At 45.2% G+C, this 25602-nt stretch carries 23 protein-coding genes; 6 read left to right on the top strand and 17 right to left on the bottom strand.

Translation table 11 applies throughout. The features are described 5' to 3' along the window. Positions 1-77 precede the first annotated feature (77 nt). Complete coding sequence (locus tag AC6H3C_RS04885; RefSeq protein WP_497518526.1) at positions 78-1439, bottom strand: IS5 family transposase; 1362 nt, start codon at positions 1437-1439, stop codon at positions 78-80. A gap of 141 nt (positions 1440-1580) precedes the next feature. On the opposite strand from AC6H3C_RS04885, the gene AC6H3C_RS04880 reads away from it, so the two are divergent. Beyond that, positions 1581-2687 carry a uracil-xanthine permease family protein gene (locus tag AC6H3C_RS04880; RefSeq protein ID WP_497521251.1) on the top strand — a complete coding sequence of 369 codons (1107 nt, stop codon included), beginning with the start codon at positions 1581-1583 and terminating at the stop codon, positions 2685-2687. A gap of 110 nt (positions 2688-2797) precedes the next feature. On the opposite strand, the gene AC6H3C_RS04875 is transcribed toward AC6H3C_RS04880, so the two are convergent. The 7 genes from AC6H3C_RS04875 to AC6H3C_RS04845 all read right to left on the bottom strand — a co-directional run bounded on the left by AC6H3C_RS04875 (position 2798) and on the right by AC6H3C_RS04845 (position 11156). Beyond that, positions 2798-3364 carry an archaemetzincin family Zn-dependent metalloprotease gene (locus tag AC6H3C_RS04875; RefSeq protein WP_497519557.1) on the bottom strand — a complete coding sequence of 189 codons (567 nt, stop codon included), beginning with the start codon at positions 3362-3364 and terminating at the stop codon, positions 2798-2800. Positions 3365-3451: 87 nt separating this feature from the next. Then, positions 3452-4792, bottom strand: a complete 1341-nt coding sequence (locus tag AC6H3C_RS04870; protein WP_497519556.1) for a sigma-54-dependent transcriptional regulator — start codon at positions 4790-4792, stop codon at positions 3452-3454. A gap of 12 nt (positions 4793-4804) precedes the next feature. Then, positions 4805-6475: an ATP-binding protein gene (locus AC6H3C_RS04865; protein ID WP_497519555.1), complete on the bottom strand. Its 1671-nt coding sequence runs from the start codon at positions 6473-6475 to the stop codon at positions 4805-4807. A 108-nt stretch (positions 6476-6583) separates the two neighbouring features. Beyond that, positions 6584-7309 carry a glycine cleavage system protein H gene (locus AC6H3C_RS04860; RefSeq protein WP_497519554.1) on the bottom strand — a complete coding sequence of 242 codons (726 nt, stop codon included), beginning with the start codon at positions 7307-7309 and terminating at the stop codon, positions 6584-6586. Between the two features lie 38 nt (positions 7310-7347). Beyond that, positions 7348-8580 carry an NrfD/PsrC family molybdoenzyme membrane anchor subunit gene (gene nrfD, locus AC6H3C_RS04855; protein WP_497519553.1) on the bottom strand — a complete coding sequence of 411 codons (1233 nt, stop codon included), beginning with the start codon at positions 8578-8580 and terminating at the stop codon, positions 7348-7350. Next, the gene (locus tag AC6H3C_RS04850; protein WP_497519552.1) at positions 8573-9433 is read right to left on the bottom strand and encodes a 4Fe-4S dicluster domain-containing protein; all 861 of its coding nucleotides are present in this window, start codon (positions 9431-9433) and stop codon (positions 8573-8575) included. Before AC6H3C_RS04850 ends, nrfD begins: the two co-directional genes overlap by 8 nt. A 46-nt stretch (positions 9434-9479) precedes the next feature. Beyond that, on the bottom strand, positions 9480-11156 hold the full coding sequence (locus AC6H3C_RS04845) for a hypothetical protein (protein ID WP_497519551.1): 1677 nt from the start codon (positions 11154-11156) through the stop codon (positions 9480-9482). A 586-nt stretch (positions 11157-11742) separates the two neighbouring features. Between AC6H3C_RS04845 and AC6H3C_RS04840 the strand changes: the two genes are divergently transcribed. Continuing rightward, positions 11743-12189, top strand: a complete 447-nt coding sequence (locus AC6H3C_RS04840; protein ID WP_497519550.1) for a GNAT family N-acetyltransferase — start codon at positions 11743-11745, stop codon at positions 12187-12189. Between the two features lie 19 nt (positions 12190-12208). On the opposite strand, the gene AC6H3C_RS04835 is transcribed toward AC6H3C_RS04840, so the two are convergent. The 9 genes from AC6H3C_RS04835 to AC6H3C_RS04795 form a co-directional block, all read right to left on the bottom strand. After that, on the bottom strand, positions 12209-13507 hold the full coding sequence (locus tag AC6H3C_RS04835; RefSeq protein WP_497519549.1) for a hypothetical protein: 1299 nt from the start codon (positions 13505-13507) through the stop codon (positions 12209-12211). After that, complete coding sequence (dnaB, locus tag AC6H3C_RS04830) at positions 13473-15026, bottom strand: replicative DNA helicase (protein WP_497519548.1); 1554 nt, start codon at positions 15024-15026, stop codon at positions 13473-13475. The genes AC6H3C_RS04835 and dnaB overlap by 35 nt, the downstream gene beginning before the upstream one ends. 355 nt (positions 15027-15381) lie before the next feature. Further along, positions 15382-16359, bottom strand: coding sequence for a D-alanine--D-alanine ligase (locus AC6H3C_RS04825; RefSeq protein WP_497519547.1), 978 nt, complete (start codon positions 16357-16359; stop codon positions 15382-15384). Between the two features lie 12 nt (positions 16360-16371). Beyond that, on the bottom strand, positions 16372-17424 hold the full coding sequence (locus AC6H3C_RS04820) for an RluA family pseudouridine synthase (RefSeq protein ID WP_497519546.1): 1053 nt from the start codon (positions 17422-17424) through the stop codon (positions 16372-16374). Then, on the bottom strand, positions 17424-18236 hold the full coding sequence (locus AC6H3C_RS04815; RefSeq protein WP_497519545.1) for a PASTA domain-containing protein: 813 nt from the start codon (positions 18234-18236) through the stop codon (positions 17424-17426). The genes AC6H3C_RS04820 and AC6H3C_RS04815 overlap by 1 nt, the downstream gene beginning before the upstream one ends. 183 nt (positions 18237-18419) lie before the next feature. Then, positions 18420-18578 (bottom strand): 50S ribosomal protein L34, encoded by a 159-nt coding sequence (gene rpmH / locus AC6H3C_RS04810; protein ID WP_282593387.1) that lies wholly within the window; start codon positions 18576-18578, stop codon positions 18420-18422. Between the two features lie 85 nt (positions 18579-18663). Continuing rightward, the gene (rsmG, locus tag AC6H3C_RS04805) at positions 18664-19299 is read right to left on the bottom strand and encodes a 16S rRNA (guanine(527)-N(7))-methyltransferase RsmG (protein WP_497519544.1); all 636 of its coding nucleotides are present in this window, start codon (positions 19297-19299) and stop codon (positions 18664-18666) included. A gap of 87 nt (positions 19300-19386) precedes the next feature. Then, positions 19387-19998, bottom strand: coding sequence for an RNA polymerase sigma factor (locus AC6H3C_RS04800; RefSeq protein ID WP_497519543.1), 612 nt, complete (start codon positions 19996-19998; stop codon positions 19387-19389). Continuing rightward, positions 19989-21119 (bottom strand): glycosyltransferase, encoded by a 1131-nt coding sequence (locus tag AC6H3C_RS04795; RefSeq protein WP_497519542.1) that lies wholly within the window; start codon positions 21117-21119, stop codon positions 19989-19991. The genes AC6H3C_RS04800 and AC6H3C_RS04795 overlap by 10 nt, the downstream gene beginning before the upstream one ends. Positions 21120-21258: 139 nt before the next feature. On the opposite strand from AC6H3C_RS04795, the gene tgt reads away from it, so the two are divergent. The 4 genes from tgt to AC6H3C_RS04775 all read left to right on the top strand — a co-directional run bounded on the left by tgt (position 21259) and on the right by AC6H3C_RS04775 (position 25569). Next, positions 21259-22389, top strand: coding sequence for a tRNA guanosine(34) transglycosylase Tgt (tgt, locus tag AC6H3C_RS04790; RefSeq protein ID WP_497519541.1), 1131 nt, complete (start codon positions 21259-21261; stop codon positions 22387-22389). A gap of 3 nt (positions 22390-22392) precedes the next feature. Continuing rightward, positions 22393-23481, top strand: coding sequence for an LptF/LptG family permease (locus tag AC6H3C_RS04785; RefSeq protein ID WP_497519540.1), 1089 nt, complete (start codon positions 22393-22395; stop codon positions 23479-23481). A gap of 202 nt (positions 23482-23683) precedes the next feature. Continuing rightward, the gene (locus AC6H3C_RS04780; RefSeq protein ID WP_497519539.1) at positions 23684-25228 is read left to right on the top strand and encodes an acyl-CoA carboxylase subunit beta; all 1545 of its coding nucleotides are present in this window, start codon (positions 23684-23686) and stop codon (positions 25226-25228) included. Positions 25229-25245: 17 nt separating this feature from the next. Further along, positions 25246-25569, top strand: a complete 324-nt coding sequence (locus tag AC6H3C_RS04775) for a biotin/lipoyl-containing protein (RefSeq protein ID WP_497519538.1) — start codon at positions 25246-25248, stop codon at positions 25567-25569. Positions 25570-25602: the final 33 nt, after the last annotated feature.

Below are 25602 nucleotides of genomic sequence, written 5' to 3'. Positions count from 1 at the left end.
TACAACAAGCAACATGGTTTTGGGAGTCCAGTTTTTATTCGTTGCCTTCGGTGCGACCGTTCTTGTTCCCTTATTAGTCAAACGTGAAAAACCCTCATTTTTTCAAAAAGCGTAAAAATCAGGTTTCTGTTGAAGAGAAAAACTAAGTTTTCAAATAGCTCAAAAATATTTTTTGCTTCGGATTTTAACCTCCGGAGCATTTTTCTCAGGTTAAAACCGACTGCTGCCAGGATTGAGTTCATATTGTCCCCAATCTGGTCGAGCAGATAATTCCGAAGCATCCGGTGGTCGTGTTTCACGTGGCCAATGACGGGTTCTATCCCGGCCCTGGCCCTGAAGCGTTGCCTTGTTTTTTGTCGTTGGTATTTGTTGTGGCTTTCAAGTGGTTTCCCCGGGCAAATAATTTGTGTGCCATTTACTTGTTTGCGGCCCCGGTATCCCCTGTCAACAATTCCTGTTTCGGGCTTGTGACCGGTGATCCTTTCCACTTGCGTCAGTTGGGGAGAGAGGGTATCTCCATCGAAGGGGTTTCCGCAAAAGCTTATGATCCCGATAATGATTCCCGATTGACGGGTCTTTACGATTGATACTTTGTTCCCAAATTCGTATTTCTTGTGTTCTTTGCCTTTGGCAATGCAACTGACCTGTGGTTGATGAATGCTGTAAACCTTGTTCTTCGAACCCCGGGTTTGGGTCAGTACCCGTTTAAAAATACAGAACTGGTTTTGGTATTTCATTTTTTGGGCTTCTCCCATCTTGCGTTCCAGGTCACGAAAAATCTTTCCCGCAATCACTTTTATCCTTCGCCTGGCGGCCAACGCCTTCTTCTTTCTCCGGGGATGGTCATGGAAGCGCTGGTCGATCAGCAGTTGCTTTAATTCGCGTTGGTAGGTCTGCCTCAGGTGGATGCCTTCTTTCTTTGAGATTTTCCGGCACTTTTCGATGATTTTCTTCTGAAGTTTTACATCGGTGGGGAAGGTGATGTTTTTCTCCTGTACCGTGGTATCGATTAAAACTTCTTTTTCCCGGATTTCTTTGCTCCCAAACAAATCCACTGTTGCCTTCAAAATCTGTTCGGCTCCATTTTCCCCGATACGCCTGCGAAACTTGATCAACTCGGTCCGGTCGAACGGAAAATCGTGACGGAAATAAACTTCTCCGCAGAAATATTGCCAGTACGGGTTTTCGATCCAACGGTCAAGCACGCTTTCATCGCTCTGGTTATACATCCTGCGCAACATGACAACCCCAACGATCAACCGGATCGGGACAGATGGACGCCCGTTGTCGGCACAATAATAAACACTCAAATCATTCTCCAGACTTTTCCAGTCTATTTTCCCGGAAAGTTGAACCAGTTCATGGCTTTCATCAATAAATTGTTTCAACGGGACCCGGAACATACTTAATTGCGGATTTTTTTCTTTTTGACCTATCATTTCTACCAGCTTTTTCTCAAATTTGGCAAAAATCCGGTAGATTTTACTCCCCCAAAATCAAATTTAATCAACAATATTGTATTGATTATCAACAATGTGGAAGCATTATTTTGATTTTTCACGTTTGACTTATTAGTTGGTATCGACCCTGCCGTTGCCTTATTCACAGCCGGCATTGGCACCTTGCTTTTTCATTTAATCACCAAAGGCATGGTTCCGGTTTTTCTGGGCAGCAGTTTCGCCTTTATCGCCCCGATCATCGAATCGACCCGTTTGTACGGTTTACCCGGAACTTTCTCCGGAATTATTGCCGTAGGCCTGGTTTATGCCCTGGTTTCGGGACTGGTTAAATGGCGCGGATTAAAATTCATTGAACGCCTGTTTCCTGCAACTGTTGTCGGCCCTGTTATTATGATTATTGGCCTTTCGCTGGCCGGCGTTGCCATCGACATGGCAAAAACACACTGGCTTATCGCGGTCATCAGCCTGGCAACAGCCATTATTGTTGTTGTTTTCACCAGGGGACTGATTAAACTCATCCCCATATTCATTGGTATCATTGTTGGCTATTTGGCGGGTTTGGCGCTGGGTGTTATTGATTTTACTCCGATAAAAGAAGCCGACTGGTTTAGCCTGCCCGCTTTTACCACCCCCGAATTCAACTGGAACGCCATTCTTTATATGATCCCCGTAGCTGTTGCCCCCATCATTGAACATGTTGGCGATATGTATGCTATTGGCGGTGTCGCTGAAAAGAACTTCATTGAGAAACCAGGTTTACACCGCACTTTACTCGGAGACGGGATTGCAACCAGTTTGGCCGGTTGCTTTGGCGGTGTGCCCAATACCACTTATTCGGAAGTAACCGGAGCCATCTCGCTGACCAAAGTAACCAACCCGTTTATTTTGCGAATTTCAGCCGTCACAGCGGTCGTGTTTTCTTTAATCGGGAAGATCAGCGGAATTTTAAAAACCATCCCCCAGGCAGTTTTAGGCGGAATTATGCTGTTACTTTTCGGATTAATTGCCTCGGTGGGGATCAAAACATTAATCGATTCAAAAACTGATATGACACAAATCCGCAACCAGGTGATTGTTTCGGTGGTGTTAACCGTTGGAATCGGAGGCGCAGTGATTTCATGGGGAAACTTCTCGCTGGCCGGAATCGGTTTGGCGGCGGTCGTAGGTATTCTTCTGAACCTGGCTCTTCCTGGAGAATCGAAGAAAACAGTGGCAGCCAGGAAATAAGATGCAGGCAGAATATCCCTGTAACCCCTATCAAAACTGAGTTTTAAAAGAAATACCTTTTTGAAAGTAACCCGCTCCCCGGATCTGAACTTTCAAAAGGGTATTTTTCATCATGATTTTCTTCTCGCTTCCCCGGCTACAATCCCTGAAGTTTTTAGCTCGCTTTTGCATTTCGGGCAAAACGACCAGCTTTTCTGGTCAATATCCTCAACATAAGTCCCCGATCGCATCACGCAGGTTGAATTAATGCAGTGGATCAGTCCAAAAGCATGCCCCAGTTCATGGATCACTTCTTTCCGTATCCGGTCGGTAAAAGCCCGTTCGTCAGCCTTCATCCCGTAACGTTCATTCCGAAGGCGATAAACCGATACGATACCGCAACGTCCGTTTAAAAATGCCTGTCCAAAAATATAGGTAAGAATGGGAATAAACAGGTCGACGTTGAAGATCCCGATCGTTTTAGCCCGGTCTGAAGCAAAATTCAGTTCAATTTCTTTTAACAGCCGGTTCGCGTCGTACTGCTTTCGTCCGGGATCATAAAATTCGCTTAAATCAAGATAACCTTCTTTGATCTTAACAGGAATTAAAAACTCGCGTTCCACATCATGGACAATTTCTTCGAGAAAGCGTTTCTCAAAATAGCCAAATGAAATTAACCTGATGCTCTCCTGTTTCATTCACAATGGGTTTATCGGGCAACCGGGCAGAACTCAAATCAATATACGGTTTGATCGCTCCGCAGCATACCTTGTCCGTTCGCTAAACTATTTGCTCTGTTTTAAATCGTATTTCCTTATTTTGTTGTAAAGGGTCACCCGGTCAACTTTCAGGGCCTTGGCCGACACGGAAATATTCCAGTTGTATTTATTCAGGATCTGGAGAATATGATGTTTTTCCAACTCGTCAAGACTTTCGTAGGGCGTACCGGTCACGGCCTTTTCGATCGGCAGGTCTTTCAGGCAAATCTTTTTTCCGTTCCCAACCACGATGGCCCGTTCAATCATGTTCTCCAATTCGCGGATATTCCCGGGAAACGGGAATTCTTCCAAACGCCTCAGAGCTGCCGTTTCGATCGGCATAACCGGCCTGTTCATCGTCGTGCAGTATTTTTTTATGAAATAATCCACCAGCAGCGGGATATCGTCGATGCGTTCGCGCAAGGGCGGAACATTGATATTCACCACGTTGAGCCGGTAATATAAATCTTCGCGAAATACGCCGTTGTCGACCATGGTTTTCAAATCGCGGTTGGTGGCGCAAATCACTCTGAAATCGGAGGAAATTTCCTTGTTTCCGCCAACCCGGACAAAACTTTTGGATTCGAGTACCCTCAGCAGTTCAATCTGCATTTTCGGGGAGATGGTCGCGATTTCATCCAGAAAAATCGTCCCGTTGTCGGCCATTTCAAAACGTCCTTTGCGGTTGTAAACGGCGCCGGTAAAAGCGCCTTTTTCGTGACCAAACAGCTCGCTTTCCAGCAGACTTTCGGACAAAGCGCCGCAATGTACACTCACCAGCGGAAAAAACCGGCGCGGCGAATTGGCATGAATCGCCCGGGCTACCAACTCCTTGCCTGTTCCGCTTTCACCGGTAATAATCACGGAAGCATTGGATTGCGCCACACTTTCAATTTCGCGCAGAACCCGCTTCATGCCTTCACTATTCCCGATCAGGTCTTCCACATTATCGAGGGAAACGACTTTCTCTTTCAAAATTTCATTTTCTTCCATCAGAACAATTTGTTTGGAAGCATTCCGGATCAGGTGCGAGAGATCATCCGGGTCGAAAGGTTTAGTCACATAGTCGAAAGCGCCGTCTTTCAGCGCCTGAACGGCTGTGCCAACCGTGGCAAATGCCGTCATCATGATGACAATGGCGTCTTTTTTCAATGCCTTGATGCGTTTGAGCATTTCCAGCCCATCCATACCCGGCATCTTAATATCAGCCAATACAATATCATAATTTTCAGACTCCAGAATGGATAAAGCTTTTTTTGCATCTTCTGCACACTCCACCTGATATCCGTCTTCAACAAACCAGTTGAACAAGGAGTCTCTAACCGATTCTTCATCATCAACGATCAATATCGAGATTTTTTTTGCCATAATGAATTCTCCTTAAGTCTTTATTAATGGTAGTGTTATCGCTATTATCGTTTCTTTTCCGCGTTCTGATGTTACGCCGATTTTTCCCTTATGGCTCTGAACGATTCCATGAACAATCGACAAACCAAGGCCAATACCACTGGCTTTCTCTTTGGTGGAGAAGAAGGGTTCAAACACATGGGGAATATCTTCTTCTGAAATTCCGACGCCATTATCAACCACCTCAATCCGAACATGATCCTCATCCGGATTCATCGTCCGGATCAGCACTTCACCGTTTTCGGCAACAGCCTCCGACGCATTCACCAGAACAGCCATACAAGCCTGCTTGATTTGGTTTGGGCTGCAATTGATCAGGTCCTGTTTCGCCTTAAAATCGGACCAGAAATGAATGTTGGCGATTTTCATCGGATGAACCATCAATTCGAAGGTATCGGACAGGATTTCGTGTAAGTGGCGGGCCTCAAGGCCCTCCTGGTCTTTTCTCGAAAAATCGAGCAAGCCTTTCACAATGTTTCCGCAGCGTTTGGTCTCGCTTTCGATCAGCTTCAGGTGCTTCAGCATAATATTTACTTTAGTCTCGTCCAGTTCCTGGCTGCTCAGCTGTTTATGTACCAGCTTCGTGTAAACCAGTATTCCCGACAGGGGATTATTAATTTCGTGCGCTACCGATAGCGACAATTTTCCCAGCGAAGCGATCCGCTCAATATTAACCAGTTCGTTGTGTGCCTGACCCAATTCTTCCGATTTTTTCTGCACTTTATACTCCAGTTGCTGCGACCAGTTTTGCAGTTCGACCGTGGCCGAATGCAAATTATCAAGCATTTCATTGAACGCATACGAGACCATGCGCATGTCGGAAAGCTGGTGCGGTTTTATCTCCAGGCGGGTTGTTTTATCGCCTTTAGCCACCGCCTCGCTCGCTTTAATGATCTCATTCAGCGGTTGTTTAATCTTCTTATTTGTAAAAAAGATCAAAAAAACGATCATCAGTACCGTCATTAAGGCGGCCAGCAGAAAATAATCGGCCGTTGATTTTTCAAGAGCAGTATCAAGCCCTTCGAGCGGCATTTTAATTATCAGCGATCCCAGCACTTCATCGTTGGGACTGTGAGCATGACACTCGGTGGTATAACAGGAAGGATTGTTTAGGATAGGCGATTTTATCAGCAGGTGCCTGTTGTTGGTTTCATTCTGGCTCATCACGCAACCGCTGTTCTCGTCGATAATCCGGTACGATTTCTCGTTCACCGAAAACATTGCTTCAAAGTTTGTGTGGCAACTGATACAATCGGGATCGCTCCTGTCAATCGTTTCCTTTGTGATTGAGGTATAAACCAGGTTGTTGTTGTGGTCATACATATTTACATCGCTGATGCCCTCCATCGAATTAATCAGGTCGAGTGTCCGCTGAAGCGAGGCCTGATCGTTTTCAAGCATGGAATGATACAAAGCGCTTTCGACCAAAAAACCAATATTGTTGCCATTTTCGCTGATCACCGATTTCATGTATTCCTCGTTGACCGAACGAAAAATGACACCGAAAGCCAGGAACAGGAAAAACAAAGAAATGGTGATGGTAAAAACCACCCGCCCATAGATCGACGATCTGAATTTCACATATCCGCTCAGGATTGGACTTCCAAGACTGCTTTTTGTTTTATTTTTTTTTGCTCCGGGCATGGTTTAAGGGTTAAGGGTTCTGACTTTGCTAAGTTAAGTTCAAAATTTCAAACCCGGTAATACAATTGTTGTTTTGTACAGCTTAAGCCGTGTAAAATCAGTTCCTGTTCATTCCCTGTTGATCGGTTCAGCTAAAAAATGATCCTGGAAATCCTTCCACACTTCATCGGGAAGGCCGGCCAGGGGCTCTTCGATCAACTCGCCGCCATCCTGCAAAACCACCTGCCCGGAAGCCGGCGTATGCTTTACCACCGAAACGGCAATAAAGTCTTTAAACCGCTCCAACTCCCGGATCGCCCATTGGGTGGCGTCTTCTGCCAGAAAACACACACTGGTATCGGCAAACCAGTTGGAAGGTTTAATTTGATACATCCACCCTTCGCTGTAAGGATCGGTATTTAGTAATTCGGGTTGATCGTGCAGGCGATGGTTTATACCAGCGATTTCGCCCGAAACAGGAGAGAAAACAGGAAGCGATTTCCCTTCGTGATCGATCCTCGCAATCATTTCGCCTTTTTCAATACGCTCACCTTCACGTTTAAGCGGTGTAAGCCTCACCTTACCGGTGAAATGCAACAGCAGGTCATCGAGTCCCAGCCTTGAAATACCGGTTTGCTCGAGGTGTACCCAGGTATGAAACTTACTGAAAAACAATCCCTGGGGAATTCGCAACGAGTTGGCTGTAATAACGCCCAGTGATTTTTGAACCTGTTTGATTGTCAGTTTTTTATTCAATAATCCCCAGAAAGGAACCAGCACGATCAGAAACAGGATAACCACCAGGTACTCTATCCCTTTCGTTTCAAAGATATTATGATATGTAAATCCGTCCATGGTATATGATATTGCGCCGTTACCTTCGTAACAGCTGGTTATACATGCTCTTCTTTTGCCCAGTCAGGCGAATCTCTCAAAACCGGCATCCGGTTAATAACCCATCTGAAAATCCAGATCTGCACGAATATGATCATCATGCTTACCACAATTTCCATCCATGACGGCACATAGTGTGTGGCTGCATCCCAGCGGAACGCAATGATCGAAACATTCAGCCGGTTCAGGATGATGCCGGCAATGGTAAGCAAAGCTGCTACGCGTATCAGGGTGATATTGGATGTCCGGTAACTGTAAAAGAACAAGATCATCGGGACGAGTACAAATCCCAGCATCTCCAGCAAAAACCAATACCCCATTGGCGTGTTTAGCAGGTTCCAGTGTTGCCCGTGAATAAAAACCAGCAACTGCAGAAACAGGTAAGCAAACATACTGAAAGCACAGATTCGTGACAAACTACGAACAATCCCTTTTCCGGCTTTGCGGTTTTTCTCGCTTATCTGGTTGAAAAATACCCGCCGGCTAACCGAACCTTCAAAAATAACCATCGAAAGGCCGGCAAAAACACTGGACACCAGGAACAGCAAAGGAATAAATTCGGAATACCACAAGGGGTGTATTTTCTCTTTGGCCATCAGGAAAAGGGCTCCCAGACCCGATTGGTGTAAGGTAGACAGGGTAATCCCGAATATCACTGCGCCAAGCGTCAGTCCCGACAGAATTTTATGAATCCGCCGTGTTCCGAGCCATTCCGCAACAGTTGGCGAAAACTCAATGAATTGGGCAATAATATAAAGTAAGAAATGCCAGGCAACCAGAAACAAGACAGAACTGGCGCCAAAACTGTTGCCAATAATCGGGTTGAAGATATTCCATGGTTTCCCCAGATCGAGAACAAGCGCGCCGGCATAAAACAAGTACGCCAGGAACCCATTTAGCACCGTTACCCGAATGATGGAATGGTACTTCTCTACTTTCAGGATGTATACCATGAAGGTTAATACGTAGGCCCCGCCGGCAAAAGCCACGCCGGTAACTACGTTGAAGCCCTTCCATAAACCCCAGGGGATCTCCTGGTTAATATTCGAGACGGCCCCAAGCCCTTGCGAAAAACGGATCACAATCAGAACCAGCCCTGCAAAAATGACCGGGATGGAGATGATATTGAAAGGTGTAAGCCATTTCCCTTTGGGTTTTAACTCGCGCCACAGAAAGCGCCAAACGGATTGTCCGTCATGATCTTTTGTAACAGGATATACCGGGCTAGTCATAATCTTCGTGTTTAGATGATTTATTTTTGGTCGCTTCATGAATACCTAACAGCAAGGAAGGCACCAATACAAAAACAGCAGGCACGCTGTAGAGAAATCCCTTTGTCAACGCCGGATACGACGAATTTTGAAGCTGTTCGTTAAAACCCAGTTCATGATAAGGGACAGGAGACAGATACAGATAACCGGTTCCGCCGGCAACCTGTTCTCCGTAAATCTGATCGATATAGAGTTCCGGCGTTTCGGCAATCCGTCGCCGCGCCTCAGCAATCAGTTCCCGCCGGGTACCGAAGAACAAGGCATCTCCGCAGGTTTCCACACACACCGGAAGCTCTCCCTGAATAATCCGGTCGTAACACATATCGCATTTCTGGATCTTCGGATTTGCTGAGTGATAATCAAACTTCGGCACATCAAACGGGCAGGAAATCATACAATACCGGCAGCCCATACACTTTTCTTCCCTCCAGATAACCGGCCCCTCTTTTGTTTTATACATGGCCTGTGTCAGACAAGCTGCGGCGCAGGCCGGTTCGTTGCAGTGCATACATTGCTTCCGGGCATAGATTTCGCCTTCGGATGTATTAAAACTGTTGATCACACAACGTTGCTTTTCGCTTGTCTTCCGCAATACACCCGCTTTCAGTTCATCTTCCGGCTGCGGCAGGCCATGCGCTTTGGCGCAGGCATTTTCGCAGGCCCTGCACCCGATGCAAATATTGCTGTCGTACAAGATCCCGTGAAACTCGGGTTCTTCGTCTCCCGAAGCAGATGAAGCGGAAGCATTTACCCCGATAATTGTCATTCCGGCAATACCGATGGTTTTAAAGAAGTTTCGTCGATCGATACTCATAAGGTTGGTTTTATGTAGGTAAAAACAGAATTAAACGTAATCAGCCCTATTTGGAAGTGTCGATAAAATGTGTCTGGAAATCTTCCCAAACTGCCGGCCCGAGATCAGACAGGACATGATCTGTCAACTCTCCTCCGTCTTGCAGAACAACATGTTCATACACTTCGGTATTCGACCGGACCGACCTGGCAAAGAAATCTTTTAGCCTGATGAATTCATCTTCCAGCCATTCTTTATATTGATCCACCATGAACATAAATTGGGTTTCACGCAGCCAGTTGCTCGGTTCGATCAAATATACCCAGCCAACAGTATAGGGAGAAACGTTGATCAATGATGCCTCATCAAGCAAGATCTCATTTTTCATTCTGATGATTCCTGAAACAGGAGAGTAAATTTCCAATTGTTTTCCGTCGCGGATGATGGTCAGAATTTTTTCACCTTTTCGTACCTTCTCGTCCGGCTCTTTCAGTTTTACACGGGTGATTTTACCTGTAACATGTTGCATGAAATCATCCAGACCGATTTTTACCAGGCCGTCCGGTTCCATAAACGCCCAGGTGTGGCTTTTATCGTAATACAAACCTTTAGGAGCATGTACCGAATTCTCATTCAGCGCCGGTGTGATTCTGATTTTTTCATACGAAATTGCCGATCGTTTTCTGTGGCTGTAGGCAACCAGTACAACAATCAGGACTACCAGGACCAGTGCCCCCACGGCCAGCATCCAGCCAGCGGCCATTCCATCTTCGCCCTTCGCATCCGTCAACACCATCGGATCGGCGAGGGCAAGCAAATTGGCATCAAGCTCCCTGCCCGAAAGATCGCTGTATCCGTACATGCTTATCAATTCCTGTCCGCTACCCATAATCCAGGCCAGGAATTCCAGAGCAGCCCGGCCGGTCGGTTTTTCAGACGACAGGGCATAAATATTTTCGCACAAGACAGCCGGATACTTCCCGATCCAGACCCCGCGGGTAAACTCTTCGGGATTTTCGTAGATATTTTCAAAACTATCCACGCGTCCGTTCCGGTTTTTATCAAACGGCAGGATACGGATGTTGTCTGCAAAGGCGTTTGTTCCCGGAACGATCAGGTCAGCGAGCCTGCAAAAGCCGATCGCGAACTGATCCTTTTGTAACGCGGCAATCAGTTCTTTCCCCGATGCCATGTTCATGCCAACGATGGCTGATTCATCTAATTTTGCAAGATCAGCAACCTTTGCTTTTACCGTATAATTGTCCACCAGGTAACATCGCAAAGGAGCATTCCCGGTCCCTTCCAATATTTTCCCCCAGTTCGCCTCTTCGGCAAACAGTTGCGTAAATTTGTCAACCGTAAGTCCCTGGTTGTATATGACCTCAATCCATGGATTCTCCGAATGAATAACCGCCACAACCACATCGCGGCCGACTACCATTTTCCAGGCGGAAGAATCAGACAGCATTTCGCCATTGGTCATAAAATACAGAGGATCCGTACCCGGCTGCTCAGAACCCATCGGAATTAGGTCAAGGTTCAGATCAGGAAATTCTTTGCCAAATTCTGTCATCCAGCCGGATGTAAGATCAAATAGCTCAGGAGTGCTGACAATTTCCAAGGTATTTACACTGGTGTTTTGTACCTGATCTCCTGCCTTGTTCTCATTTGCGGTATTAGCCAAAGCGGCAACGCCGTATAACAAGAATAATAGTTTGATGAAAAAGAACAGCATGGTTTTCATGATATGGATATTAAATTGGTTTTTTATCATTCTCTCCCGGATCGCTGATTCATTATTCCAGCTATCCGGTCATTGACAATCCAATTACAGTGCCAGTAAAATAAGACATGCCTTACATCCTGTATATTAGCATATTAAAAGAATGTTTGTTATTAATATAAACACCTTAGAGTGTTGTATTTTTCATCACTTTTCATTTAAAATTACGTCAACTCACTGTCCTTCTGTTTTTTATAGTATTTGATTATTTTTTCTACACTGCTTATTTTTTCTGCATTCGCCGAAAATGAAACCCATATCTAATTGATTACAAATCCTTTAGAATACCTATGGTTTTCCCGGATTTTTCCTTTATCCACAAAAAAATACGGAAATCGGAATTTATTACTGCTCACAGCCAGGAAACATTACTTTTTCACAGGTGCACATTTTCAGGATTACTCCGTATAAAAACCCAAAATATCAGCCAGGTGAATCGTTTCTACCCGATGTATCTCAGAACAAATTCTGTTCAATCCATTCAGGCCGGATTTACAAACCGGTAATCTTGTATTCACTCACGTGTTAAACTGAAAATTGGAAAAAAATGAAAATTGATTTTAGAATACCCGAAAAAGATGATTTCCCGGAAATACTTCATATGATGGAGACATTCTATTCAATTGATCATTATAAATTTGACAAGTCGGTCAGCGAGAAAAATCTGAAAACGTTCCTCACCGACAGCCGATTGGGACGGCTTTGGATGATTTGCCTGCATAATCAGCCAATCGGATATATTGTGTTAACTTTTGGCTTTAGTTTTGAGTACCACGGACGTGACGCATTCATCGACGAGCTTTTCATCAAAGAGGAATACCGGAACAAAGGAATAGGGAAAAAAGCAATGAAGTTCATTGAGCGGGAGTCATCTGAGCTCGGTATCCACGCTATTCACCTGGAAGTGGAAAACCACAACGAAAAAGCAAACCACTTATACCTTCAACAGGGCTATACCGGAAACAACCGGGCCTTATTGACTAAGAAATTATGAATGTACAGGCCGCCTGTTTTCAGGTTTTCTGTTTCTTCTTTTTGGCCGCAGGAAACAAAACATTATTCAAAATTAACCGGTAACCGGGAGAATTGGGATACAGGTTCAGATCAGTCGGCGGATCGCCGACCAAATGCCGATAATCTTCCGGATCGTGTCCGCCATAGAATGTCCAAAAACCTTTGCCGGTTTCACCATGAATATAACGCGCCTCTCCGGCTGCTTTGTTTTCACCCATCACCAGGACATTCGCTTTGACCAAATGGCTGTGAAAAGCAGTGGTTTGCCCCATAAATCCCTTAATGATCCGGCTGTGGTTCTGTGTCAGCATGGTGGGTACCGGGTCCCATTTCGCTGAGAAATCAAAAAGCGTAAAAAAATCCTGGGTTGGAGGAACATTCCGTTTTTCGGTGACATCAATATCCGAAAACTCGTAAACAAACGGATTCGTTTCAATGGTGAAATTTTTAAATGCCAGGGTTTGGTCATAATCCAGTTTATTATTCATATCGGGGTCAGCCGGATCGCCGTCAAACATCGATTCACAAATATCGATCCCATCAGCCGCCATCGCGATGTCATAAGTATCGGTAGCAGCACACATGGCAAATAAGAAGCCTCCCGCCGACACATACTTTTTAATCTCCTTGCTGACCGCCAGTTTCATTTCCGAAACTTTCAGGAAGCCCAGGTTTCGTGCCAGTTCCTTATTAATCCCGACTTCTTCCTGGTACCAGGGCATATTTTGATAGTTGCGGAAAAATTTACCAAACTGTCCGGTAAAATCCTCGTGATGCAGGTGCAGCCAGTCGTATTCCTTTAACTTCCCGTTCAGGATTTCTTCGTCATAGATCTTATCATAGCTGATTTCGGCATAGGTGAGCACCAGCGTAACCGCATCGTCCCACGGTTGCTTGTTGAGCGGGGTATAAACGGCTATTTTCGGCGCTTTCTGCATACTTACCGCATCCTGGTTAACTTCGGGTCTGGAAATTTCAGTCAACAACAGATTGGCCTGCACATCTGCCAGTTTTTCAACAGAAACTCCACGTACCAGGCATTCATTTTCAATTTCAGCGGCATGGGGAATCAGAAAACTTCCGCCACGGTAATTCAGTAACCATTTTACCTCGATCGCTTTTTCAAGTGTCCAGTAGGCTATCCCGTATGCTTTCAGGTGGTTACGCTGCTGGTCGTCCATCGGGATCAGCAGGTATATCGCATTTGCCTGTTTCCCCGCTAAAACCGAAAGCAACAGGACAAGCGCCAATATCCGGCCAATCTTAAAACGGGACAATATCGGAGTCAGGTCGTCCATATGAACCCGATTTTTCTGTTTCGAACCTGGTATTGGCTGGCATAGCAGGCATTTGCCTGTCTTCATTCATTTTTGAGCTGAATGTTTGCCCGACAAAACCTCCGCCAATTTCTTCCGGGATCGCACTTTCGAGATCGCAGAATTTAACCTGTTGTTTTTTGAATGCCAACTGCACATCTCCCACGGAACCGTTACGGTGTTTGGCCACAATAATTTCAGCGACACCCAACAAGGAATTTCCGTTCTCATCCTCGGTAATACCATAATACTCAGGACGGTGAATAAACAACACCAGGTCGGCATCCTGCTCAATGGCCCCGGATTCCCGAAGGTCGGACAACTGAGGACGCTTGCCTTCACGCGACTCTACCGATCGGTTTAACTGCGACAAGGCCAGAATCGGAATATTCAGTTCTTTTGCGATTGCTTTCAGTGAACGCGAGATCATACTGACCTCCTGCTCCCTGTTTCCACGCCCGTCACCGCCGGCAGTCATCAGCTGCAGGTAGTCGACAATCACCACCGCAACATCATGTTGCATCTTCAAACGGCGGCACTTGGCCCGAAATTCGAAGATCGACAGGGCAGGCGTATCGTCAATAAACATAGGCGCTTCTTCCAGCACATTCAGTTTGCGGTTAAAATGTTCCCATTCCCAATCGGCCAAACGACCGTTTTTAATTTTTTCGGATCCCAGCTCGGTTTCAGCGGCAATCAACCGGTTTACCAACTGCACCGACGACATCTCGAGCGAAAATACGGCCACTGGTTTTTTGTGTTCAACGGCCATGTTTCGGGCCATGGAAAGGACAAATGCTGTTTTTCCCATCGCCGGGCGGGCGGCGATAATCACCAGGTCGGTTTTCTGCCAGCCGGAAGTCATGCGGTCGAGCCCAGTAAATCCGCTCGGCACTCCACTCAGTCCGTCGTCTCTGCGTGATGCCTGTTCTATCAGCATGGCAGCTTCTTTCAGGATGGGTTTAATCGGCATCGTTTCTTTTTTGATATTCCCTTCGGCCACTTTAAATAAAGCGGTTTCGGAAAAATCAATCAAGTCATCCACATCCATGTTGGCATCATAAGCCTTGGTCTGAATTTCGGATGAAACACGGATTAACTCGCGCTGAATGTATTTTTGAGCAATTATCCGTGCATGAAACTCAATATGTGCAGCAGACGCCACCCGGCTGGTTAACTGGGTGATGTATAACGGGCCGCCAACGACATCCAATTCATTCCGGTTTTTCAACTCCTGGGTAACCATCAGCAAATCAACCGGTTTTTCATGGGTTGACAGGTATTTGATTGCTTCAAAAATCTTCCGGTGCTCTTCTTTGTAAAAACTGTGTGTATCAATAATATCGGCAACCGTTACATAGGCATCACGTTCCAGCATCAAAGCGCCTAAAACGGCTTCTTCAACATCGATCGCCTGAGGTGGCAGTTTACCGTACTGTGCATTAATCTGTTCAATTGTTGAAGTTGAAGTTGGTTTGGTGTTCTTCCGCTCTCCTGCCATAGTCGAATAATCTGTTGTGGTTGATTGTCAATTTGTTTCTAATCCCCAAAATTTATAGGAAAAGGATTCTAAAGTTATAAAAATACAAAACATTGCACCCCCGTTCCGCATTTTATTCACGGATACTTATGAACAATGCATCGACGGGCCATTTGTGCGCCTGTGATCAGCAATCAGGAAACAGCTATCTTAAGAGAAATTTATTTCATACAGGCAAACTGCTGAGTCAACCGAACAAAATCGTTATCAACAGCCGTCTGTACACATTCCACACGCCGCTTGTTAACAAGAAAGCAAAACAACAACACCCTCACTGACAGGGCAGAACGGCCATTTTAGTATAATCTGCAAGATGTTACTTCAAGCCATCCCGGATGATCAGTGTTAACATCTCCTGTAAGTTTTTGCCCATTGCGGCAATTTGTTGGGGAATAAAACTGGTCGCGGTCATTCCCGGGGTGGTATTCACTTCGAGAAAGTAAAACACGCCGTTCTTCAGGATAAAATCAACCCGCACAATGCCTTTACAATTACATAAATCGTAGATTTCAGACGCTAATTGCTGGCATTTGTGAGTCAGTTCGGGGGAGATCCGGGCAGGGGTAATTTCGTCGGTCATGCCCTTGGTGTATTTCGCCTCAAAATCAAAGAATTCGTTTTTGGGTATGACTTCGGTAACCGGGAAAACAAAGCGCTGGTCTTTTAGTTTCACCAGGCCGCAGGTAAACTCGGTGCCTTCGATAAACTCTTCAACCAGAGCCTCATCGCTTTCGATCCAGGCTTTTTCAATCGCCTCAATCAGATTTGCTTTGTCTTTTACTTTTGTGACGCCAAAACTTGAACCGCCGGCATTTGGCTTAACAAAAACGGGCAAATCCAGTTGCTCAATCAACTTTTCGGTATCTACCTGACTATCCTTCATTAAGCGAACCGATTTGGCCATGGGAATTTCGAAATTCCGGAGATAATTGCTGCAAAAATACTTGTTGAATGTCAGTGACGAGGCATGTACGCCGCAAGAAGAATACGGAACATTCAACAGATCAAAATACCCCTGGAGAATGCCATCTTCGCCCGGGGTCCCGTGAATGATGATATACGCATAATCAAATTTGATTTTCCGGCCATCCAGCATAAAGCTAAAGTCTGCTTTATCCACATCGGCAATCTTCTGATCACCCTTCATCACCTTCCAATCCAGGTTTTTCATTTCAACCAGCCAGGGCTGAAAGATCTCCTGATCAATCGATTGAAATACATTCTTCCCACTCTGTACGGAAACAACATATTCGGATGAGTCGCCCCCGTAGACCACGGCAATGTTCTTCTTCATGTTCGAGTTACTTTAAATATTCCGGTTTGCAATGTAATCCCGCCATCGCGAAACAACCTCATTCATGTCGGCCGCCAGTTCCGAGTCAAATAACATTTCTTCGCCCGTGACCGGATGCACAAAGCCCAGGGTTTTGGCATGAAGGGCCTGGCGCGGCAATTTATTGAAGCAATTCTGAACAAATTGCCGGTATTTCGCGAAGGTTGTTCCCCACAAAATTTGATCTCCGCCGTAGGTTTCATCATTAAAAAGCGGATGACCAATGTGTTTCATATGTACGCGAATCTGGTGGGTACGGCCAGTCTCCAGCTGGCATTGAACCAGGCTGACATAGCCCAGCTCTTCCAATAATTTATAATGGGTGACAGCGTTTTTGCCATGTTCACCGTCCTCATAAACCGTGAACACCTGCCGGTCTTTCATGCTCCGCCCGATATGTCCTTCAATGGTGCCCTCCGGTTCTTTAAGGCGTCCCCAAACCAAAGCAATGTACTGGCGTTTAGTCGTTTTTTCAAAAAACTGCAGGGACAGTTTGGTTTTGGCAAGCTCGGTTTTGGCAACAACCATCAATCCTGAGGTATTTTTATCGATCCGGTGCACCAGTCCCGGTCTCGGATCGCTGCTGTTAAACAAGGGCAGATCCCTGAAGTACCAGGCCAGCCCGTTGACCAGTGTTCCCGTGTAATTTCCGTGTCCGGGGTGAACAACCAGTCCGGCAGGCTTATTGATCACGATCAGCTGATCGTCTTCATATACCAGATCAAGCGGCATTTCTTCCGGGATAATCTGCAATTCGCGGCGTGGAAAGTCCATCACAATGGCCACTTCGTCGCCCGGTTTTACTTTATAATTTGATTTGACTGCGACGCCGTTCACCAGGATATTTCCGGCATCGGCGGCGGCCTGGATACGGCTTCTCGAAGCATTCTCCACCCTGTTGACCAGGTATTTATCCACACGCAATTGCGATTGTCCCTGGTCAACGGTCAGTTTATAGTGCTCGAACAGACCACCCTCTTCGGGTTCGTCCTGCTCGTCAAAAATATCGTCTATTTCGTCTATCATCAAAAAAAGTCATTTCCTTCCGTTTCGGCGGGTAATTTATCCGGATCCAAGGTCAGCCATAAATCGATGGAGGTCCCCAAATCAATTTCTTCATCCATCACCGCTTCGGGGCGTTGCTGCCAGACCTTTGCATTCGCTGAATCCAGTGCCGTCAAAACCGATTCATCAAATATCACGGCGCCTACATTCAGGAACATGACATTAATCTCGCTCCGGGCCTGTTCCATGGAAACGCCAATCAGGTTGGGAACCATTGTCTTTCTTCCGGAGGAAGACTGACCGACAACCAGATCAATCATCGATCCTTTATTCACCAGTGTTCCGTCCGATATTTCCAGACCATTTATCTTTTGTGTCAGCACCAGGTTCGGATATTCGGAAGGAACATATTTCACCTCACCCACATTTAACCCGTTATTGTGCATGATGTTTAATGCCTGCCGCAATGAAATATCGGTCAGCTTAGGCATATTTACCTGCTCTGGATCTCTGGCACAGATGGTCAGGAAGATTGTCCTGCCCTCTTTTACTAAAAAGCCGGAAAGTGGAAACTGATCAATCACGGAACCAGGTTCAGCCTCGCCCGTGTATAACGAATCGACGATCTCCCAGGTTAAGTTCTTTTCCCTCAGCATAATTTCCACCCGATCCATATCCATTCCCGTAAGATTAGGAACCGCAAGGGTCTCACCGTGTTTGGTGTAAACGCGGATGGCAAACATGGTCACCAGGATCAACACCACCGTGACACCAACCATGATCAACAAATTCGTCAGAAATACTTTGCTGGTAAAATACGCTTTGAAACTCATAATGAAAGCAAATTGATTTTTAACAGAAAACAAAAATAGCTTAAAAATTAGTATCGGAAAGCTGTCTTTGCTTCAAAAAATCAAACCGGGCCCCGGAAGATAAAATGACAACATCAAAACACACAAAAAGGTAAAGAATCGTAATTCTTTACCTTTCTATGTTTTAACTACGTAGCGGATTTCCTAACGTTTATGTCTTGGTTCGTCAGAAACAGTCAATTTCTTTCTACCTTTGGCCCGACGTGATTTTAAAACCAAACGGCCGCCTACAGTAGACATTCTTTCACGGAAACCGTGTTTGTTTCTGCGTTTTCTGTTCGATGGTTGAAATGTCCTTTTCATTGGTAAATATTTTTTTTAGAATACACTCCGGTCAATTCGGACTGCAAAAATATATCTTTTTTTATTTCCTCCAAAACATTACGGTTTATTTTCGGCTATTTTTCAACGGAAGATGAATCAGCTTTTTTGTTTCAAAAAATTCCTCTTCAAAAAAATCGCTCATTCGAACTACCGTTGCCCCGTTTTTAAAGGGTTCCAGCTCATCGTCAAAATCTCCTCCCTTCAAATAAAGGATACCATTCTCCAGCTTGTTTTTTTGTTCGGCACTTACTTTATTCCTGACGAGTGAAACAAATTTCGGAAATGCGGTTACCGCCCGGCTGACAATAAAATCGAACTGGCCCGGCACGTTTTCAGCCCGGTTTTGCTGTGCAGACACATTTTTTAATCCCAAACTATGTGCAACGGCCTCAACAACATTGATTTTTTTTGCAATTGCATCTACCAGGAGAAACTCTGTCTCGGGAAACAGGATGGCCAGCGGAATTCCGGGAAAACCTCCGCCGGTGCCCACATCCATTACCCTGGTTCCGGGTGCGAACTGAATCACCCTGGCAATACCAAGAGAATGCAGGATGTGCCGTTCGTATAAAAAATCAATATCCTTCCGGGAAATGACATTGATTTTTTCGTTCCAATCTTTATAAAGACTGCCCATGGCACCAAATTGCCCTGCCTGGGTATCATTTATCTCCGGGAAGTATTTTTTAATGATTTGCATGATCTATCTTGTTGACGTAAAAAGAAGCGATACCGAACTGTTTCAATGTTTCAAGTAAAAACCGTATTGCTGTTTTACGGCAGATCGTCAATCCTCCTGATCATCAATCTCTGTTGATTCAATCATCTTAAACAACATTTCACGGGCCCTGAAAAGCTGTGCTTTTACTGTTCCGAGCGGCAAACTTAGTTCTTTCGCGATTTCTTCGTACGAATACTCGCGAAAATACCGTAATTCCACCAGGGTCCGGTAGCGGGGCTTCAGCCGGTGAACAATCCGGCGCAGCAAAATGGCCTTTTGTATCCGAATCAGTTTTTGTTCCGGATCGGGATCGACTGATTTCAATTTGACCGGAGGATCGTTTTCATTGTTCTCCTGCGTTGTTTCGATAGACACCAGGATTCCTTTTCTTTTTCGTAAGAAATCGATGCAATTATTTGAAGCAATTTTGAATAACCAGGTGCTAAACGCGTAATTTGGCGAGTATTGATGCAGGTTTTTAAATGCTTTCCCAAAGGCCTCAATGGTCAGGTCTTCGGCATCGCTCTTGTTGTTGACCATTTTCAGCAACATGTAATAAATGGCATCTTTATATTTGCTGAGCAATTTTGCAAAGGCTTTCTCTTCGCCCTGTAAGGCGGCTTCAACCAAAGCATAATCTTGTTGGGCTTTATCTGATAAATTCGGATTTAATTCCATTTATTTCGTTGCAGCTTGATGTAAATTAATGCCCCGTGATACAGATTCAAAACGGGTTTAATAAAAACGTACATTAACGAAGATAAAAAGATTTTCCGTTCATTCAAAAGATTCAACATAGTTTTAATCAATATCCAGTGAATCACAATCACGGTCAGGACCGGAATTGAATACACCCACCAGTCCTGAATATTACCGGCCACTACCCACACCAATCCAGTAAAAAACAACACTTTAGCCAACTCTTCCGCAAACAAAAGCAGTTTCTTTGACCAATTCAAATGGAGCCAGATTAAAATCCGTTTCTGAACCAATTCGGCAAAGTCAGATCTTCTGACATCCGCTCGTTCCTGCAACCGGGTTTCCGGATCAACCGACACGAAGATTTTTTTCCCGGACGATCCGTTATAAATCAGCTCCAGATTCGCGTAATGCTCGTTCATTTTGCCTTTAAAACCATCCAACCTAAAATAAATTTGTTTGTTGAATAAAACATTCGACTGGTGATAAAACAAAGGTAATCCGGCTAACGAGTAGGCTGCTGAGGCCATAAAGGTGTAAAACCGTTCGACCCGGCAAATCGTATTGTAGAATTTTCGTTGGGGAAAATAGCCGACATAATTTAAAACAATCGCCTGTTCATCACCCAGGTAATCATTCAGTTTACGCAAATATTTCGGATCAATCACTTCGGTTTCGGGATAAATAAAAACCAACCAGGGCGATTTGGCCGCTTTAAGGGCAAGGTTGATCGCAATTTTTTCGGAAAACCGGATCTCCTGGTTAAGCGAACTGAATTTCAATTTGGGGTATTGCCGGGCCAAAGCGCCGATCACCGACAGGGTTTCGTCTTCCGAAAAATCGTCAATCACCACCACTTCATAATCCTGATAATCCAGGCTTAGCAGTTTCGTCAAAAGCGTACCAATACGCTCTTCGTTGTTTCGGACGCTCATCAGGATACTGATTGGGCGCTCCGGGCTGTTCTCTTTGATTTTCTTTATGAAAAGAAGTCTGAAATAAAAGCCAAACTGGAAAATTAACAGAAGGACAAATCCTGCAAACAATAAAATATATCCGGTCCATTGCAGGAAAAGTTGATCAAACGGGTTTGGGGTCATGGTCTTATTTTGTGAGCAAATTTAACAATCCAAACGACTTCTTATCGCCATTTTTAATTAAAATTAACAGCGACCAAAATACGGGATTTTCCAGTGATAAAACTTTTATAGCTATCTTTGACCACTCAAAAAAACAAACATGCATTTTACACTTAAGCATCAGGCAGTTAATTCAAAAGCGCGGGCAGGAATTTTGGAAACGGATCACGGGACAATTGAAACTCCGATTTTCATGCCGGTTGGCACTGCCGGTTCGGTAAAAGGAATTCATGTAAAAGACCTGAAAGAAGATATTGGAGCGCAAATTATCCTTGGAAATACCTATCACCTGTATTTACGCCCGGGAACCGATATCATTGAACAAGCGGGCGGTTTGCACAAATTCAACGGCTGGCATGGCCCCATATTAACCGATAGCGGCGGGTACCAGGTATTTTCGTTAGGAGATATCCGCAAACTAACCGAAGAAGGAGTCCGGTTTCAATCACATATCGATGGCTCGTACCATTTATTCACGCCAGAAAGCGTTATTGATGTTCAGCGTAAAATCGGGGCCGATATCATCATGGCTTTCGACGAATGTACCCCCGGAGACGCCGCTTACGATTATGCAAAAAAATCATTGGAACTGACACAACGCTGGCTCGAACGTTGCGTTAACCAAATGGAAAAAACCGCTCCCCTATACGGGTACAAGCAATCGTTATTCCCGATTGTTCAAGGCGGTGTTTATCCCGATCTTCGGGAAGCAGCAGCCCGCCACGTGTGCACAATACCCAGCGACGGATACGCAATTGGCGGCCTGTCGGTCGGGGAACCGGAAGCCGACATGTATGCCATGATTGAAGTTGTAAACCCGATCCTTCCCGAAAATAAACCCCGTTATTTAATGGGAGTTGGCACCCCTGTCAACCTGCTGGAAGCCATCGACCGCGGCGTGGATCTGTTTGACTGCGTCATGCCGACCCGTAACGGCAGAAACGGCATGTTATTCACCAGTCAGGGGATGATTAACATCCGGAATAAAAAATGGGCCGACGATTTTTCACCGGTCGATCCCGACGGAACTTCATTTGTCGACCGGCACTATTCCAAAGCGTTCCTGCGTCATCTGGTTATTTCGAACGAAATGCTCGGCGCACAAATTGCCAGTCAACACAACCTGGCCTTTTATCTCTGGCTGGTAAAAGAAGCCCGAAAAGAAATTCTCGCCGATCGGTTTAAAAGCTGGAAAGAAGAGATGGTTATCAAACTTGCCCAACGTCTGTAAATTATGAAAACGCCAAAACTGAAGACGCTCGACATTTACATTATCGGAAAGTTCCTGGGAACCTTCTTCTATGCGATTACCTTGATTATCAGTATTGCCATTGTTTTTGACATTTCAGAAAACCTGGACGAGTTTCTTTCAAAAGATGCACCCTTAAATGTCATTTTTATTGACTATTATCTGAACTTCATTCCCTATTTTGCGAATTTATTCAGCGCGCTTTTCACCTTTATTGCTGTTATTTATTTTACCTCCAAGTTAGCTTACAACTCCGAGATTATCGCCATCCTCAGCAGCGGGGTGTCTTTTCACCGTTTTATCAGGCCATACATGGTTTCGGCATTTATTATTGCTGTTTTCTCCTATGTCCTGGGAAACTACGTGATCCCGCCGGCCAATAAAAAAAGAGTTGAATTCAGAAACACCTACATATCGACCAGCTACAAAGGACTCGAACAAAACATTCACCGCCAGTTAACCCCCGGAACTTTCATCTACATGAAAAGTTACAATGCATCAAACGACGTGGGCTACCGGTTTACCATCGAACGTTTTGAGGACGGGAAACTGGTATCGAAACTCTCAGCAGACTACATCAAGTGGGACCGGGAGAATAAAAAATGGGAAATCAACAACTATTATATCCGCGACATCGACGGTTACACGGAAACCATCACCTCCGGCGTGAAAAAAGACACCACCCTGAACATGCTGCCGGAGGATTACCGGATGGTAAAAAACATTGTTGAAACAATGACATTGCCCAAGCTCAATAAAGAAATTAACGACATGAAACTACGCGGTGTCAACTCCATTGAATTTGAAATTGAGAAACACAAACGGCTGTCGGGACCGTTCTCTGCTTTTATTCTGACACTGATCGGCGCCTCGCTGGCCTCGCGGAAAGTAAAAGGAGGCCTGGGGCTTCACCTGGGTTTAGGCATCCTGATCAGTTTTTCATACATCATGTTTATGCAGATATCCACCGTTTTTGCCGCGTCAGGAAGCGTTCCTCCGGCCATAGCCACCTGGATTCCCAACCTGATTTTCGGTTGTCTGGCGGCTTACCTTTACAAACAGGCAAGCCGGTAGCAAAAGATTCAAACTCAAAGGAAAATTATTCAAAACCAAAGATTCACAGGAAAGTTAATCCAAAAGCCGAAATGTTTTATAAAACACATTTGTGTGTGAAAAAATTATAATTTTACCCCCGCAAAACTTACTTGAAATAACACCTTTACAAGACAAGACTTCGGTTATCCGGAGCATTTTATTTATTTAAAAACTATTTACTATGTCGCTGAAACGGAATATCCTGGACCTCAGAAAACGAAAAGATGAGGTACTCAAGGGTGGTGGAGAAAAAGCCATTGAGAAACAAGTCGCCATGGGGAAACTCACCGCTCGCGAAAGGATTGTCAACATCCTGGATAAGGGATCTTTTCACGAATATGATATGTTCGTTGAACATGTTGCCCGCGATTTCGATATGGACAAAATGAAATTGCACGGTGACGGTGTAATCATTGGTACCGGAACCATTTACGGTTCTCCTGTGTGTATTTTTGCCCAAGACTTTACGGTGGCCGGTGGCTCTTTAGGATTGATGCATGCCCGTAAAATCACAAAAATTATGGACCATGCCCTGAAAATGCGGGTCCCCCTGATCGGTATCAACGACTCGGGCGGTGCGCGTATCCAGGAAGGCGTAAACTCGCTGGCCGGTTATGGCGAAATCTTTTTCCGCAATACCCTTGCCTCAGGCGTGATTCCGCAAATATCTGTGATTCTCGGACCTTGCGCAGGTGGCGCCGTTTATTCGCCTGCTCTCACCGACTTCGTCTTTGTGGTCAATAACATCTCAAAAATGTTTATTACCGGGCCGAGTGTCATCAAAACGGTGTTGGGTGAAGAAATTTCGATGGAAGACCTGGGAGGAGCAAAAGTACATGCCGAACTTACCGGCAATGCCCATTTCTATGCTGAAAGTGAACAGGAATGTTTTGAGCAAATCAAACAATTGATTTCGTACATCCCCTGGAACAACGCACAGAAAGCAAAAGCCATTGAACCGGCAAAACCAACTTTCAAGAAAAAGATTGAAAACATTGTTCCGTCCGACCCGAAAATGCCTTACGACATCCGGGATATCATCAAAGCCATCACGGATAAATCTGATTTCTTTGAAATTATGGAATTATTCGCGCCAAACGTCGTTATTGGGTTTGGACGTATGGATGGTGAAACGGTCGGTTTTGTAGCCAACCAGCCTAAAGTACTTGCCGGAGTGCTCGACTGCGACAGTTCCGACAAAGCGGCTCGTTTTATCCGCTATTGCGATGCCTTTAACATCCCGATCATCACCCTGGAGGACTTGCCTGGCTATCTGCCCGGCGTCGACCAGGAACATGCCGGGGTTATCCGCCACGGGGCCAAAATTCTGTATGCCTACAGCGAGTCAACAGTTGCGAAAATCACGGTTATTATCCGTAAAGCCTATGGCGGTGGTTACATCGCCATGAACTCGCGCCACCTGCGCGCCGACTTTGTATTTGCCTGGCCAACTGCCGAAATTGCAGTTATGGGGCCCGAAGGCGCTGCAAATATTGTATTCCGGAAAGAAATCGCGGAAGCAGAAGATCCGGAGGCCATGCGCCAACAAAAGATCCAGGAATACAAGGACAAATTTGCCAACCCGTATGTGGCTGCGGCAAAAGGATATATCGACGAGGTGATTGAGCCGGAAGATACCCGAAAAATGTTACTTCATGCCCTGAAGGTATCAGCGAACAAATCCATCTCCGGCCCGGCAAAAAAACACGGAATTCCTCCATTTTAAACCAGAAAAGACCAGTTATGGCAGAAGAACAAAAATTAGAAACCATTATTGTACACAGCGCTGTATATAAAACGGAATACACGAACAAATACAGAAACCGTGTCAAATGGGAAAAACCAAATGAGAACAACCTGCATTCATTCATCCCGGGTACCATTATCGATGTATTTGTAAAACCAGGCGATAAAGTGAAAACAGGCGATCCGCTACTGATCCTGGAAGCGATGAAAATGCACAACCTGGTGCAGATGCCGTTTGACGGTAAAATTGTCGCCGTAAATGTTAAAGCAGGGGATAAAGTTCCGAAGAAATTTCTGATGATCGAAATTATTCCAGTATAAAAAGAGGGGGCTTAATCGGCCCCTTTTTTTTCC

The sequence above is a fragment of the Gaoshiqia sp. US2 genome, assembly GCF_059705485.1.
This window is presented reverse-complemented; position numbering and strand designations above follow the sequence as displayed.

Excerpts from the sequence above, each read along its gene's own strand:
- AC6H3C_RS04885 (WP_497518526.1), bottom strand. The coding sequence starts at position 1,439 with ATGATAGGTCAAAAAGAAAAAAATCCGCAATTAAGTATGTTCCGGGTC.
- tgt (WP_497519541.1), top strand. The coding sequence starts at position 21,259 with ATGCATTTTACACTTAAGCATCAGGCAGTTAATTCAAAAGCGCGGGCA.
- AC6H3C_RS04775 (WP_497519538.1), top strand. The coding sequence starts at position 25,246 with ATGGCAGAAGAACAAAAATTAGAAACCATTATTGTACACAGCGCTGTA.
- AC6H3C_RS04815 (WP_497519545.1), bottom strand. The coding sequence starts at position 18,236 with ATGAGTTTCAAAGCGTATTTTACCAGCAAAGTATTTCTGACGAATTTG.
- AC6H3C_RS04850 (WP_497519552.1), bottom strand. The coding sequence starts at position 9,433 with ATGAGTATCGATCGACGAAACTTCTTTAAAACCATCGGTATTGCCGGA.
- nrfD (WP_497519553.1), bottom strand. The coding sequence starts at position 8,580 with ATGACTAGCCCGGTATATCCTGTTACAAAAGATCATGACGGACAATCC.
- rsmG (WP_497519544.1), bottom strand. The coding sequence starts at position 19,299 with ATGCAAATCATTAAAAAATACTTCCCGGAGATAAATGATACCCAGGCA.
- AC6H3C_RS04865 (WP_497519555.1), bottom strand. The coding sequence starts at position 6,475 with ATGCCCGGAGCAAAAAAAAATAAAACAAAAAGCAGTCTTGGAAGTCCA.
- AC6H3C_RS04835 (WP_497519549.1), bottom strand. The coding sequence starts at position 13,507 with ATGGACGACCTGACTCCGATATTGTCCCGTTTTAAGATTGGCCGGATA.
- AC6H3C_RS04870 (WP_497519556.1), bottom strand. The coding sequence starts at position 4,792 with ATGGCAAAAAAAATCTCGATATTGATCGTTGATGATGAAGAATCGGTT.
- AC6H3C_RS04795 (WP_497519542.1), bottom strand. The coding sequence starts at position 21,119 with ATGACCCCAAACCCGTTTGATCAACTTTTCCTGCAATGGACCGGATAT.
- rpmH (WP_282593387.1), bottom strand. The coding sequence starts at position 18,578 with ATGAAAAGGACATTTCAACCATCGAACAGAAAACGCAGAAACAAACAC.
- dnaB (WP_497519548.1), bottom strand. The coding sequence starts at position 15,026 with ATGGCAGGAGAGCGGAAGAACACCAAACCAACTTCAACTTCAACAATT.
- AC6H3C_RS04845 (WP_497519551.1), bottom strand. The coding sequence starts at position 11,156 with ATGAAAACCATGCTGTTCTTTTTCATCAAACTATTATTCTTGTTATAC.
- AC6H3C_RS04825 (WP_497519547.1), bottom strand. The coding sequence starts at position 16,359 with ATGAAGAAGAACATTGCCGTGGTCTACGGGGGCGACTCATCCGAATAT.
- AC6H3C_RS04875 (WP_497519557.1), bottom strand. The coding sequence starts at position 3,364 with ATGAAACAGGAGAGCATCAGGTTAATTTCATTTGGCTATTTTGAGAAA.
- AC6H3C_RS04840 (WP_497519550.1), top strand. The coding sequence starts at position 11,743 with ATGAAAATTGATTTTAGAATACCCGAAAAAGATGATTTCCCGGAAATA.
- AC6H3C_RS04820 (WP_497519546.1), bottom strand. The coding sequence starts at position 17,424 with ATGATAGACGAAATAGACGATATTTTTGACGAGCAGGACGAACCCGAA.
- AC6H3C_RS04800 (WP_497519543.1), bottom strand. The coding sequence starts at position 19,998 with ATGGAATTAAATCCGAATTTATCAGATAAAGCCCAACAAGATTATGCT.
- AC6H3C_RS04780 (WP_497519539.1), top strand. The coding sequence starts at position 23,684 with ATGTCGCTGAAACGGAATATCCTGGACCTCAGAAAACGAAAAGATGAG.
- AC6H3C_RS04785 (WP_497519540.1), top strand. The coding sequence starts at position 22,393 with ATGAAAACGCCAAAACTGAAGACGCTCGACATTTACATTATCGGAAAG.
- AC6H3C_RS04860 (WP_497519554.1), bottom strand. The coding sequence starts at position 7,309 with ATGGACGGATTTACATATCATAATATCTTTGAAACGAAAGGGATAGAG.